At 47.2% G+C, this 13,920-nt stretch carries 10 protein-coding genes and 2 pseudogenes; 4 read left to right on the top strand and 8 right to left on the bottom strand.

All coding sequences use genetic code 11. From position 1 onward, the window contains the following. The 3 genes and pseudogenes from NDA06_RS24350 to NDA06_RS24340 form a co-directional block, all read left to right on the top strand. A pseudogene (locus NDA06_RS24350) lies at nt 1-97 on the top strand (IS5/IS1182 family transposase); the annotation flags it as partial. A gap of 30 nt (nt 98-127) precedes the next feature. Beyond that, a pseudogene (locus tag NDA06_RS24345) lies at nt 128-214 on the top strand (WD40 repeat domain-containing protein); the annotation flags it as partial. Then, nucleotides 206-997: a WD40 repeat domain-containing protein gene (locus NDA06_RS24340; protein WP_190986728.1), complete on the top strand. Its 792-nt coding sequence runs from the start codon at nt 206-208 to the stop codon at nt 995-997. The pseudogene NDA06_RS24345 and the gene NDA06_RS24340, both read left to right, overlap by 9 nt. 140 nt (nt 998-1,137) lie before the next feature. Here NDA06_RS24340 and NDA06_RS24335 read toward each other — a convergent pair whose 3' ends face one another. The 7 genes from NDA06_RS24335 to NDA06_RS24305 form a co-directional block, all read right to left on the bottom strand. After that, a complete protein-coding gene (locus NDA06_RS24335) occupies nt 1,138-1,428 on the bottom strand; it encodes a PAAR domain-containing protein (RefSeq protein ID WP_190528444.1) in 291 nt (96 codons plus the stop codon). A 113-nt stretch (nt 1,429-1,541) separates the two neighbouring features. Continuing rightward, nucleotides 1,542-3,635 (bottom strand): VgrG-related protein, encoded by a 2,094-nt coding sequence (locus NDA06_RS24330; RefSeq protein WP_190436965.1) that lies wholly within the window; start codon nt 3,633-3,635, stop codon nt 1,542-1,544. A gap of 456 nt (nt 3,636-4,091) precedes the next feature. Continuing rightward, complete coding sequence (locus NDA06_RS24325; protein WP_190412621.1) at nt 4,092-4,622, bottom strand: hypothetical protein; 531 nt, start codon at nt 4,620-4,622, stop codon at nt 4,092-4,094. A gap of 28 nt (nt 4,623-4,650) precedes the next feature. Then, nucleotides 4,651-9,228, bottom strand: a complete 4,578-nt coding sequence (locus NDA06_RS24320) for a hypothetical protein (protein WP_348251892.1) — start codon at nt 9,226-9,228, stop codon at nt 4,651-4,653. A gap of 19 nt (nt 9,229-9,247) precedes the next feature. After that, nucleotides 9,248-9,838 (bottom strand): phage tail protein, encoded by a 591-nt coding sequence (locus NDA06_RS24315; RefSeq protein WP_190412619.1) that lies wholly within the window; start codon nt 9,836-9,838, stop codon nt 9,248-9,250. After that, the gene (locus NDA06_RS24310; RefSeq protein ID WP_199299674.1) at nt 9,838-10,125 is read right to left on the bottom strand and encodes a hypothetical protein; all 288 of its coding nucleotides are present in this window, start codon (nt 10,123-10,125) and stop codon (nt 9,838-9,840) included. Before NDA06_RS24310 ends, NDA06_RS24315 begins: the two co-directional genes overlap by 1 nt. Nucleotides 10,126-10,267: 142 nt before the next feature. Beyond that, a complete protein-coding gene (locus NDA06_RS24305; RefSeq protein WP_190986726.1) occupies nt 10,268-12,619 on the bottom strand; it encodes a substrate-binding domain-containing protein in 2,352 nt (783 codons plus the stop codon). A 72-nt stretch (nt 12,620-12,691) separates the two neighbouring features. Here NDA06_RS24305 and NDA06_RS24300 point away from each other — a divergent pair, with 72 nt between their 5' ends. Next, nucleotides 12,692-12,901, top strand: a complete 210-nt coding sequence (locus tag NDA06_RS24300; protein ID WP_190986725.1) for a Nif11-like leader peptide family natural product precursor — start codon at nt 12,692-12,694, stop codon at nt 12,899-12,901. Between the two features lie 111 nt (nt 12,902-13,012). Here the strand turns inward: NDA06_RS24300 and NDA06_RS24295 are convergent. Beyond that, on the bottom strand, nt 13,013-13,920 hold a 908-nt coding region (locus NDA06_RS24295; protein ID WP_348251891.1), incomplete at its 5' end, for an ATP-binding protein.

The following is a 13,920-nucleotide window of genomic DNA, read 5'->3' as shown; positions in this document are numbered from 1 at the left end:
TTTTTCAGGACGTTATCGCAATCGCAGGCAGAGATTTGGTTTGCGCTTAAACCTAATTGCTGGCTTGCTGAACTACGAACTGGCACATGCCTCCTGATTCATGCAGGAGGTCTAATGTCTTTGTACCTTTGAGGCGCATTCTGACTATGTTAGTTCGGTAGCGATCGCGCCGGATGGTAAAACCATTGTTAGTGGCAGTGGCGATATGAATATCAAAGTGTGGAATATTCTGACGGGTAAGTGCAGGGGCACCTTCGAGGGGCATTTAGGCTGGGTTGATTCTGTAGCAATAGCGCCAGATGGTAAGACTTTTGTCAGTGCTAGTAGGGACAACAACTTCTGTGGTAGAGGGGGCTTAACGAGTATCAACGTATGGGATATTCTGACGGGCAAGTGTCAGCGCAGCCTACAAATACTAGGAATATTCCCAGATGGTAAAACTTTGATTCATGGTCGTCAGTATAAAACCATCAAAGCGTTAGATAAAGAGACGAGGGAGTGCCTCCGCATGGTAAATAAGTTTTTATGGGATGTTTATTTCGTAGCAATAGCCCCGAACGATCAAACGATTGTTAGTAGCAATGATGACAACATCCTCAAAGTGTGGGATATCGAAGCAGGTAAGTGGAAGGGTTCGCTACAGGGGCATTCACGCCGAGTTTATTCCTTAGCAATAGCCCTGGATGGAAGGACGATTGTTAGTGGCAGTAAGGACAATACTATTAAAGTGTGGGATCTCGTGACGTGCGAGTGTAAGGGCACACTAGAGGGACATTCAGACTATGTTCTTTGCGTAGCAATAGCGACGGATGGTAAAACTATTGTCAGTGGCAGTAAAGACAACACCATCAAAGTGTGGGATCTTGAGACGTGCGAGTGCAGAGGTACGCTAGAGGGGCATTCAAACGCAGTGAGTTCCGTAGCAATAACCCCAGATGGAAGGACGATTGTTAGTGGCAGTTACGACAACACCATCAAAGTCTGGGGAATTCGATAAGGAAGTTTAAAGTATTCCCTGTTGAGGATGATTTGGGCAATTCAGGGATGCGTTCGTCGGGATTTGCCGACGCACCTTAAAGAATAAGCGATCGCTAACCCAAACTAGAAATAACGAATTCTACCTCTTATAGTTGCTCATTAAGGAGCAACTAATACAGTGACTCCTGTGGCAATCACAGGTAAAGAAATGGGAACTGGAGGCACAGTAGGAGTTGCTCCCACTGTCATTGTGCCCATATGCGCCACTGGACGCCCGCAAGCCAGAACGGTGACAGAACAAGGCATCGCGAGAGCGCCAGCAATTGACGGACCCGTGACAGCATCTCCCAGACAAGCGATAGGTCGCCCCATAACTAAAACGGTTGGTGCCCCCGGTCCGATAATGGGACTACCACTAGCGACATCGCCCAATACGGCTACTGGTAACATAAAACCTTCCTTAATCGTTAATCGAGAATGGCTAATTGTGTACCACGTTTCTATGGTTAGGCATTAGCCATTGGTCGCGATCGCAATTGCTTCTTGCCCGCTCCCCTCAATTGTTAACAATTCAGCCGAATCAGCGGTGCGGTCATACTCGCTGTGGCAGCTGCCATAATCGCCACCGCAGCACCTGCTTGCAGGTTCAACGCTGCGCCAGACTGTACGCTTACAGCAGCAGCCGACTGCGCCGACAAAGCACCGCCGGATTGTAGCGACAACGCCGCACCAGCTTTCATAGTGGCAGCACCCCCAGACTTCAAGTCTAAAACTCCGCCTGCTTGAGCGCTTAACTTGGCTGCGGTTTGAAGTTCTATGCCAGCAGGTGCGAGTTTTATACTACTAGGGCCTGATTGCAGCAGAATTTCCATTGGTGCTGAAATACTCACTTTTTGCACTGCCTGCATCGTGATGGTGTTGGTCATGTCATTCATCAGCAACTTCTGACCGCCAGTTGTTGTGATATCCAGCTTCTTATTGAGATCGTCGATGAGGATCTTATGACCGCCTTTGGTTTTAATTTCGATCTTCTTATTTTGATCGTCTAGGCGCACATAATGACCGTCAGTCGTTTTAATTTCCACAAACTTTTCGCTGTCATTCATGTGACATTTATGAGCGCCTATCGTCTCAATGTAGACACCAGCCTTGCTAGTATCTTTATCCTCTTCCACAAACTGTAATTTATGCCCGGTACGGGTTTTAAATGTCCGCAGGCGGACTTTGCCTTCACCTGAAATTGTATTATCCACATCTTCCGGCGGTGCATCTGTACCGTTCCAGACACCGCCAATGACGTAGGGGCGATGAATATCGCCGTGTTCAAAGGCAACCAATACCTCGTCATTGACCTCCGGCAGACAGTCAAACCCGCGATTTACACCAGCTCCGGCTCCCACCACTCTTGCCCAGTTACTTTCGTGTTCCTCTGTTAAAGTGGGAAACTTTACTCTCACTCGACCCCATTTTTTGGGATCTTTGTTATTCGTGACAATTCCTACTAACAATGTTTGCCCTGCTTGGAGATGGGTTCGGGGAGACAGGGTTGCCAGAAGATCGTCTCCCCGCAATCCACGCACGCTAAATTCGGTAGTGTAGAACCGTTCCTGATAAACGTGACGGGTTGTCGTGACGTAATACTTGCCGCTGTATTTGCCCATACTTGCCAAGTCCACGACCCGTCCCGGTCGAATTCGAGGATCGCCTTCAGCTTTGGCATCAGCGTAGACAAATTCCCCCGATAACTCGTTATACAAAGCTTGCGCGATCGCGTCTGATTCTTTCTGAGAAGAGACTGGCTGATCGACAACAATCATCTTGGGGGTACTGCTAAAGCTAGTGCTAGTTGCTTTGCCCTTGCCTTGTTTGGTATCGGTAATGACTTGTGTTGTTTGACTGCTTTTAGTAGATGCAATCACCTGTTTACTTTTATAATCCCAAGCTCTTACCTCAACAGAATCTACCTGTTCGGCACTTGTTACCCGAACTTGGAAACTATGTATTTCTTGTAACCACTTGAGAGCCAAAGAAGCACCCGCTACCGGCTTGCGGAAGTGCAGTTTCCCATCTTGCACAAACAACTCAAAACCGTTCCGGGCTGCCCGTTCTCGCAAGAATTCCATGTTGGTTTGATTTTCTTGGAAAATATAGCCAACGGGATCGCCAAAGCCATAAGGCCCGCCACTTTCGTCAATGGTGCCTGCTGTAATCCCCAATTCACCGATAATTTGCCGAACAATATCGGTGTCGGTCATGTTTTGGAAAGAGCGGTTGTAGCGTCCCCGATGTAGGCGATGAGAAACGTCATACCCGCGAATCACGACCGGAGCTTGAGAACCACTGGTAAAGTGGGTTTCAATTGCTGTAATCTCGCCATTCAGAATGTTGCCCTGCTGTGTATCGTCAAAATCAGCATCTTCTGTAGTGCTGGATTTAAAGCCAATCTGGACGGGTTTACCAATTGTTAATAAGTTTTCGTAGCGCCAAAGTTCATCTCCTTCGCGCCCCGGAAAGTAGTCGTTCCTGATGACTAAGGTAAACATGGCTGGGAGATGGAGGCTTTCTTCCACGGAGATTTGAAGAATATCTTCCATCAAACTCGCAGGAGCATCATCTCCATCAATTTTTATTTGAGGATAGGATATATACTTTGGCATTTGTAGGCAACACGTAAATGATTTTAGATTCTAAATTTTAGATTTTGGATGAAACCCTGACTGACAATTTTTTTCAAGTTTTTTATTTTTTGGTATTTGAACTATAGGGATCTTTTGCCTTGTTGCCTGCCAAATCTCGAATTTTCAGGCTAGATTTTGTAATCTCAAATCAGAACTGTGAGTTTAGTGGGGTAACAAAAAACGCTCCGCCAAAACTAAGATTTTTTAAAATTATCAGGCGTTTTGTTAGTCAAGCAAGGTAATCTACACGCGGATAATTTCTCAATCACCGAGAGGATATTTAAACCCATGCAGACGTTCATCCAAATTCAAAATTTAGAACGCAAGTTTCAGCTAGTTTAGAAGAAACTCTACGCCCTCGCCCATTCTCCAAAGGTCGAACTACAATTTTTTTCTAACCTTCTGGTTCAGCGCAATCCAACAAATGATGACAGCTCATGTAGCTTTTCGAGTCTTGCTGCCTCGACTTTCCCCGACGCGATTCACACTAGAAGGAGCTTCTGGAGAGCCTGGGGGGATAAGTACATCTACTTCGTGGAGGGTCAGGCTAGCTGAAGCGCGTACTGGAGTGCCATCAGGCAAAAACATGGTCAGTTCGTAGCTGAGTGATTGCACAAAGCAACGGAGGTATTCTTGGGCACCCCAAGTAAAGACATAGACGGGCGGGACATCTTGACCATCGGGAAATTCAACAGCTTTTTTTAGTTTGTTGATGTACCAGAGGACGCTGGTTCCTTCCTCATAGGTATCAAACAAAATCTCTGAGATAGTGAGTTTATAAGGATCTATACTTTGGAAGCTGACTTTCGGCAGTCCTCTAGCAGTACGTGCGCCTTGAGGGGCATTGATTTGAACACTCCGGCTGAAGGAAAGCTTGGTGGGGTTGAACATGAACTCAATCGTGTCCACACCCTGTGCTGGAACCTTTGGAATAAGTTTTGCTTTGACCAAACGAGTGGTTGACATATTATTCTCCTTAATAATGGCAGTGACTTTACCAGGGCAGGCGTCCAGAATAGTTATTTCCTCGACGCTCTCGCTCTATTTCCAACCGTTGCCGGATAAAACTATAGACTTCACGAGCTAGAAGCTCTAAGTTGTCGGTGGCTTCTTCACTAGAGAAATTATCAACGGTAGATACGCTTTGATCGATTGCTCCTACTTGGCTATCAGCGTCCCCCATTAACTGTATAAGAGCTTCCATTCCAGAGGCTGATGTGCGACGCGAGGGCATGGAATATGTCTGAATAACATTGCCAAAACTATTATTTTGTGGGGAATTCATCATGGGCTGGGAAATATTTGATTGGGAGCTGTTGTAGTCGGATGCTTTGGAAACTATCGGTTTTTGCGGTGCATCCCACGTTCTCTGTTCTGAGAGAGGTTGTACAACGATTGATTCGCTTGCTCTAGGTGTATTTTCCCCTATTAATTCAGAAATGCTTGACCAAGATGTTGGTATCTCTCTGGTGTTCGTAGAACTGTTTAAGGAAGGTAGAGTTTCAGGGGAAGAGGAAAAGGAAGAAGGTGCCATTTGCACTTGTTCTACACTGCTTGAAAATGCTGTAGCTTCTTGGTTATTCTGCCCTGAATCTTCTGGCATTCTCTGGATAGGAATAGGCGGCTCCGAAGCAGACGAGAAGTTTGAGGAGAGCGGTGCAAGAAAGGATTCCTCAACCTTATTGCTGCCCATGTCTGGAAATGGGGAAGCGAGAAGACTGGATTGTTGAGCTAGAGGGCTGAGAATGGATAGATTAGTCAGCACTTGAGGCAATTGAGGCAGTTCTTCGCTCTCGTCAAGCGACTCTGTTTCCACCAAAGGTTGTATAACGGTGGGTTCTGTAATTTGTGTGCTTTGAGGCACCTCTACAGGGGGATTGGCAAAGGATGTAGAAGCGATCGCGTCTGGTGCCAAGCCAGCCAAATTTTCACGTGCTGGTACGGTTTCTAATTTCGGTTGAATGAGTGTAGCGTCTGGCGTTGTTGTACTTTCAGGTACTTCTATGGAATCGGTGAAAGCGATCGCGTCTGGTGCCAATCCAGCCAAATTTCCACTTACTGGTTCGGGTTCTAATTTCGATTGAATGATTGTAGCGTCTGGCGTTGTTGTACTTTCAGGTACTTGTCTGGAATCGGTGGAAGCGATCGCTTCTGGTGCTAACCCAGTCACCTTTTCACTTACTGGTTCAGGTTCTAATTTCGGTTGAAGGACTGTAGCGTCTGGCGTTGTTGTACTTTCAGGTACTTGTCTGGAATCGGTGGAAGCGATCTCTTTTGGTGCTAACCGAGTCAAATCTTCACTTGCCGATACGGTTTCTAATTTCGGTTGAATGACTGTATCGCCTATAATCGGCGTACTTTCGGGCGTCTGTAGAGGAGAGTCGGTTGATTGAGTAGGTGAAAGCGCCAAGTTGAACGCTTCAGGCTTTTTTACCGATGATTCTATTGGGAGTGGTAATTCAGCGATGGGTGCCAAGAATTCTGGCAACACTTCTCCCTTTGTTTGTATAGATAACTCCCCAATCGGTTGTATTAGCGTGGATTCTGTAGGCGTCGTTTCTTCGCGTACAGATTTTGGAGCGATCGCAGAGGTAGGAATCGGGGGAGACGAGCTTACCTGCGATGGAAATTCAGCCCTTAACTGTACCGCAGGCTCAAATGGTTCCAGAACATCTGACACTGGTGATGTTGAGTCAGACGGCTGTGAATTTAAGCTGGCTTGTACAAGGGTTGATATGTTAGGTGTGGTTTCAGGTGGCGCAGTAGCTGGTGTGGAAAGCGAGGGTGCGGGGGCGAAGTTGTCAGTTACTTCTGAAGAGAAATTTTCCTCCATCCTTTGTACCAGTGGGGGTTCACCTGGTTCTGTGGCTGTTGAAAGCGCTGGTGCCTTTTGAACTAGGGATTCTACCTTTGTTACAGGCGCTGTGCTGTCCGAGCGGTCAACTGTTATATTCTCAGAAGCGATCGCTGGCATTTCAACTGATTCCGCCTCTGTCATCCCAGAAAATGACATTGGTGACTCAATCGATTCCGTAACCTTCGATAACGTAGTTTCTGTGTGGTTTGCTGCTTTTGTTTCCGACAGAGGTTGTACAACAACTCGATCTGTAGTGACTTCTGGCACAGTCTTGGAAGTGGTCAAATTAGAGACTGCGGCTAAGTTTTCGTTTACTGCTGAAGTAAGTTCTAACTCTGTCTCTGGTGGCACCGATGCCGCTTGCGGTGCAGTTAACGGAGGCATTTGTACCTTTTGAACTTGCAGTTCAGCTTGTAACAGCGGTTGTTCTACGGTTGGTGCGATGGCGGCTGTATCTGGCTGCACAGATGAAGGCATAGTGGGTGAGGACGAATCAGCCAGAGGGTTTTTCACCTGAGTCATCTGTTCTGGCGCTGGTGCTGTAATAGATGACGTGAATTCCTCAACCGCTGGTGCCCTTTGAACTTGTGGTTCTGTATGCGAAAGGGTTTGTCCCAAAGTTGGTTGGCTATCAATGGGATCTCGCTGGCTAGCAATGGTGTCTCGGGGTGCTGATGCTACATTTGGTGCTATTTGTTCGTTAATTGCTGGTGCTTTTTGAACTTGTGGTTCTGTATCCAAAAAGGCTTGTCCTAACCTTGCTTCGGTTGCGGCTGTCTTAGTTGGCACCGATGAAGGTGTGGTTGAAGAGGGTAAACTGATCTTGTTGCTTCTTTCAGTTCCTAGTGCTGCATCTGGTTCCGTGGCAACCTCAATCGCCACTGTCCTTTGAATTATGCTGGCTGAGGGTGAACTAGCGATCGCATTGCTTCTCTCAGTTGCTGGTGCTTCAATGGGTGCCGTGATAGCGTCAATTGTTGGTGCCCTTTGAATTGTCCTGGGTGAGGGCGAACTAGCAATTTCATTGCTTATCTCAGAAGTTTGTGCTGCGATAAGTGTTGTTGGTTCGTTAATTTCTGCTGTCCGTTGAATTGAGCTGGGTGAGGGCGAACTAGCAATTTCATTGCTTATTTCAGTTCCGGCTGCTTCAAGGGGTGCCGTGATAGTCTCAATCGCTTCTGTCCGTTGAATTGTGCTGGAAGAGGGCGAATTAGCGATCTCATTGCTTATTTCAGTTGTTGGTGTTACACCCGGTGTGGAAGCCTCAATTGCTGGTGCCCTTTGAATTATGCTGGCTGAGGGCGAATTAGCGCTCTCATTACTTATTTCAGTTGCTGGTGTTGAATCTGACGCCGTGGAAGCCTCAAGCGCTGCTGTCCGTTGAATTGTTCTGGCTGAGGGCGAACTAGCGATGGCATTGCTTATTTCAGTACCTGTTGCTTCAAGGGGTATTGTGCTGGCTGAGGGCGAATTAGCGATGGCATTGCTTCTCTCAGTTGTTGGTGTTACATCCGGTGTGGAAGCCTCAATTTCTGCTGTCCGTTGAATTGGGCTGGATGAGGGCGAATTAGCGCTCTGATTGCTTATTTCAGTTGTTGGTGTTACACCCGGTGTGGAAGCCTCAATTGCTGCTGCCCTTTGAATTGTGCTAGCTGAGGGCGAATTAGCAATTTCATTGCTTATTTCGATTCCTGCTGCTTCAAGGGGTGCCGTGAGAGCATCTATTGGTGGCTGAATTGTGTTGGGTGAGGGCGAACTAGCGCTCTCATTGCTTATTTCAGTTCTTGGTGCTGCAATGGTTGCTGGTGTTGAATCTGGTGCCGTGGAAGCCTCAATCGCTACTGCCCTTTGAATTGTGCTGGGTGAGGGCGAACTAGCGATCGCATTGCTTATTTCAGTGCCTAGTGATTCAATAGGTGTCGTTTGTTCGTCAATTGCTGGTGCCTTTTGAATTGTGCTGGAAAAGGGCGAACTAGCGATCGCATTGCTTATTTCAGTGCCTGCTGCTTCAACGGGTGCCGTGAGAGCATCTATTGATGGCTCAATTGTGCTGGGTGAGGGCGAACTAGCGCTATCGTTACTTCTCTCAGTTGTTGGTGTTACACCCGGTGTGGAAGCTTCAATCGGTGCTGCCCTTTGAATTGTGCTGGGTGAGGGCGAACTAACAATCGCATTGCTTATTTCAATTCCTGCTGCTTCAAGAGGTGCCGTGAGAGCAGCTATTGGTGGCTCAATTGTGCTGGGTGAGGGCGAACTAGCGATCGCATTGCTTATCTCAGTTGCTGCTGCTGCAATGGGTGTCCTGATAGGACCAATCCCTACTGCTTTAGCTGGTGGTTCGGTAGCTAAAACGGGTTGCACTAATGTTGGATCGGTTGCCCGCATATCTGGCAAAGCAGCCTCTGCCGAGATCGGTGCCGTGTCAACATCGACCGATTCACTTGATTTTGAGCCTTGGGATTCTGCAAAAAAGGGTGAATTCTTGAAAGGATTATCTGGCGGAAATTCATCCGCCACTTCCTCAGATAAAAAACCGGAAGGATTGAAAACGGTAATCGATCTTGCTCCCAGCGGGTGCAAAAATTTAGGATTTAGTAAGTTCTGCCCTAACGGATTAGGTGGAAGCAAGGGGTTTTTGATACCAAGGGGTTCCTGGGGTATCGTTTCTCCATCGGGAAAATTGTTCCTTGGTTCTGTGCCCTCATGTTCCGCCATATTTTTGTTGTGTTAATTTCTAGGCAAAGTATCCCAAACTATCGCGTCCACCGGAAATTGAAGAGCCGCCATTGCGTGACTTATCAACCTGTAAACTCTCGTATGAAAGTGTTAACTCTTCAATTGCCACTGCATTGGAATCCGCGCTTAATGAGGCTGACTTCCAGGCAACAGGGACGGCACCAATTAGTGTCCAACACTGCATTGTTTCTCCTGCTGGGTTGAATACCAAAATATTAATGTTACGACGTTCTTTTTTCGGTAGATTATTGCCTTGATTACGCCCAACATCGCTTAATATTTTACTAATCCAATCCCAAAAAACTAAATCATTAGTGATACCCCGCTTGAGGGTCACATCTGAAAATTCTGCCTGACCTAGAAAAATTCTCTGTTGATCGTTGACACCGCCTTCATAGTGTTTTTGAGCCTTGATCGTCACGCCCAAGCCTTGGCACTCGGTGAAACAGGCAGTAATATTACTTTGAATTTCTACATAAAAACGATTGGCAGTAACGTAGTTTAGTTCGCGGACGCTAGTGCCATTTTTGTTCTGTCCATTATTGCGACTTGACGCAGACGACTGTGCTGGTGGCAGTGGGGCGGGCATCAGAAGTATCCTCCGTAGTTTCTACTGCGTTCCCTTTGACGACGTAAATCTTCAAGCATCAATTCATAAACGCGATCGCTCAATTGCCTCAGCAATAAAGGATCGCGCAGAACTTTAGCGGCTGTCTTCGATACCGCAGTTTGGTTATCTTTATCGTTACTGGGAACTAAACCCGGTGCTGCGTACCCAGCCGGACGAGTGCTACTCCCAATGGGTTGTAGATAAGATTGTGTCCCCAGATTGGCGATCGCGCCGGAAACCGCTTGTTGGGAAGAATACCTGTTCATAAAAAAACCAAAACTTCCTGTTATTTTAGGGCACCCGTTTTTGGCTGATTGCTAGACAAAGGTCTAAATTCAGCTAATAGCTATTCGCCATTAACCTCTAGGGATCTAATCCACTCTAATCCAGCAGGTAATTATCTAAAAACTATTCTAGCGGTTGTAACGGCACCAGTCCGGCTTTGCTCAGCAATCGCTGTGCCTCAAGAGTTCTCAGCAGCTCGGCGAATTTTTGACCGGCAGGGATACGGCGGTTATCTCCAGAATAAATAACCGTTATCGGATATGCCAAGGGGTAGGTGCTATTTTTGAAAAATTCTATATTAGGATGATAACTTCCTTTATCATCACAGAGGTCTGTTGTTGGCTCTACAGGCTTCCCATTATCTTGAATTAACGCCTGGATTGCTGGTTTATTTCCGTCTTTTAAAGCTAAGGGATAAGCCGAACATTGACCGAAAACTTTGCTGATTGTGCCAAAGGCAATTCCTCCAACCTCATCATCCTCAAAATCCCGAATCACCTGTCGTAGAGTCTCGAAGGTTGACAGAGGCTTAATTTCTGGCTCGAAAGAGTTTTTAAACAAAGGAGGTGGTTGCTCGCTCTTTTGAATTAATTTTCTAAATAGAGCAATTTTTTGCTCATCTTTAAGAACTCGTTGCTCAAATATTCGTACCGCCTCAGTTTCTTTCGGAATATAGAGTTTTACAGGTAAATCAGGCCCTCCTAAAACTTGCCAATTAGTAATTTCGCCAGTGTAAAGCTGACGCAATTGCTCAAAAGTAATTTGACCCTTGAGAGACTGAGGAAGGCTTTTCTCTCGTTTGGCGTAGCTGAAGGCAACAAACACGACCAGCCCATCGTAGGCAACTGGTTTATACTTCAATTCGCTGGTCAAATCACTCACCAAGCTAGAAATCGCAAAGTCTACTTGCTGCGAACTGACTTTCGCGATCGCTTCCTCTCCGGAAGGCTCAGCTTGATAATTCAACTCTAATTTTGGCTGACGTTCTCTGAGCTTGTCTTCTAAAGTTTTATTCTTTGAGATGAGATTGGCGTGGCGCAGGATATAGCTCCATGTTCCGTCTTTTTCTGCTGTGTAAGTAAACTTACCCGCAGGAATACCAGGGATTTCCTTGATGCAACAAACCAGAAAATCATCATCGGCGGCACGATTACCCGCTTGGGACTTCGGAATCAAAAACCAGATGAGTATTCCCAACAAAGTCACTCCCAAAGCACCCAACAGCAACCAGGGAAGACGGCGCAGCTTGGTTTTTTGCTCTTCTAGCGGCACTGTGTCTACAACTACTAGATCGACTGGTTTCTCTGGCGGCAACTTCAACAGTGCTTGTCGTGCTTCCTCAGCACTCTCAAAACTGACATCTAGCCCTAAAAGGCGAAAAATGAACATTTTGAGGTGAGGTTCCACCACAGGCCATTGCTGCTCATCCTTGGGGTCGAGCAGTTGACCGGAAACGGGGTCAGTAGAGCGTCCTACTAATAGGTAAAAAGCCACGTATCCCAAAGCGATTAAGTCTTGGGTAACTGTAGGGATAATGGTTTGGGCAGTTGGCAGGTCGAACAGACGTTCCCAAAGCGCCAAATCGCATACATGGATAAAAAATTTCTGGTCGTCTGTCACCATCAGCAGACTATCCAAACTAATATTGCCGTGAGCGATTCCCTGCTGCACCTGACCGGAGGGCAGACTGAACTTTTGACCGTGGAGAAACTCCAGGGTTTGCAGGACTTGGTTGAGAACTTGGCGCACTTGCCGACTGGTCATCGCACCATTGGCGGCAAGGCAGGCGTTTAGAGTTGGATGGGTATCTAAATTGCTCGTGGTAACAAGATAGCAGCGTTCCTGGATCGGGTCAGAAATAGCGTCCCAAGGGTGACGCAAGCGAACATCTTGGACTCTTCCATCTGCTAGACTCAAACCGGCTGCTAACTCGAAGGTTTGCTGACGCAGGCGGGTTTCTTCCTCGTTAAAACAACGGTCGGGAAGCAGGTACTCTTTAATCACAACAGGCTGCTGATCGGCAACCTGAATTCCCTTATACAGTCGCCCCATTCCCCGGCGTCCCAACAAGCCTTCGATCCGATATCTTCCCCGACGCCCCCGGATCTCACTTTTCTCGGCTAAGGTAGCTGGGAAACTACATTCTGAGCAATATTTGGCGGTTGGATCTTGCTGAACTGTTTGTAGCGGTAAGGTACAGCTTAAGGCTTCACTATACTTGCAACGGTACTGTCTGTAGAGGTGGTCAACTCCCTGAACCTGCGGGGTAAATTGAGGCGGCGGTACTTCTGTTAGGTCTGATGGAGTCGTTGGTTCTTCTAGCGTTAGCGGATCGAGTTCGGTTTTGATTTCATCAACGACAGGCGCAATCCATTGGTATTGACTCAACCAACCGTATTGGTGGAGTCTGAAATGGGGGGGGTTCCGCCTTAGATACTCCCTCAGAACAATTTTGGGAATGTTTGTCAGTGCCACCGAAAATTCTCCGGATAAGCGATAGGTGGATGGTAAGTTAACATTGATTTAACGTACTGGGAATATAGAGTGATGGCAAAAGAGGAAGTAATAAAACTTTTTAGAGCTGTTCAAACTGACTCCGGCTTACGAGAAAAGCTCAACTCTGCACCCGACTTGGAAACATTAGTCAAAATGGCTGAAGAATGTGGTTATTACTTTACAGTTGAAGAATGGAAAGATACAACCGGATTTAAGGTAGAAGAGTTGGAAGGGGAATTGTCAGAAATCCCTGGTTTATAAGTTTAATCAGCTGTAAAGAATAATTAGCGCGATAGCGTACAGCCCTTTGGGCATGAAAACAGCGAAGCGAGGCGTTAGCCTAGCGCCGACCTGTCGGTTCGCTTTCTTATTTCACACCCAGCCTTTCACTTCAGCATCGGTGAGAGGTCTTTCCAGTTTGACATATTCGCTTTTTGCTGCTTGCAAAATGTGTTGCATCCCGACCGGCTCATTGGCATCTGCGGCGATAAAGGCTGCATTGAGGGCAATATTGCGAATGTTTCCCCCGGCGACGTTTAGCCGTGCTAGCTTCACAGGATCTAGCCCTTCAGTCGGTGTTTTTCTGGGGAAGATGCGCTGCCAAATTTCAGCTCTTTGGGTGGCATCAGGGAAGGGAAACTGAACGATAAAACGAATCCGGCGCAGAAATGCCTGATCGAGAGAACCTTTTAAATTAGTCGTCAAAATCGCTAAGCCTCGGTAAGCTTCCATGCGTTGTAACAGGTAGGCAACTTCAATATTGGCATGGCGATCGTGGCTGTCTTTCACTTCAGAACGCTTGCCAAACAGGGCGTCAGCTTCGTCAAACAGCAGAATTGCTCCCCCAGCTTCTGCGGCATCAAATACGCGCCGTAGGTTCTTTTCTGTCTCCCCAATATACTTACTGATGACAGAACTCAGGTCGATGCGATAAAGGTCTAGCTGCAATTCTCCAGCCAGTACATCTGCTGCCATTGTTTTGCCAGTGCCGCTGCCTCCGGCAAATAAGGCGCTAATGCCCAAGCCGCGTCCGCTGCCGCCAAATCCCCAGTTTTCGTATACTTTGGCACGTTGCCGAACGTGAGCGGCAATGTCGCGCAACACCTGTCGCTGTGCCTCTGGCAATACCAGCTCATCCCAACTGGCTCCTGGGATAATGGGTTGAGCCAGGTCGTTGAGTCTCTGGCGAGCTTGTGAACGGCAGGTATCCCACAAGAGGGTGCTGAGCGTTTCTTGAGGACTGAGGGGTGAGGACTGAGGGATGAGGACTGAGGACTGAG

Source organism: Trichocoleus sp. ST-U1 (assembly GCF_039961835.1).
Classification (GTDB): domain Bacteria; phylum Cyanobacteriota; class Cyanobacteriia; order Cyanobacteriales; family FACHB-T130; genus FACHB-T130.
The sequence above is the reverse complement of the archived record's forward strand: the minus strand, read 5'-3'. Positions and strand labels throughout refer to the sequence as shown.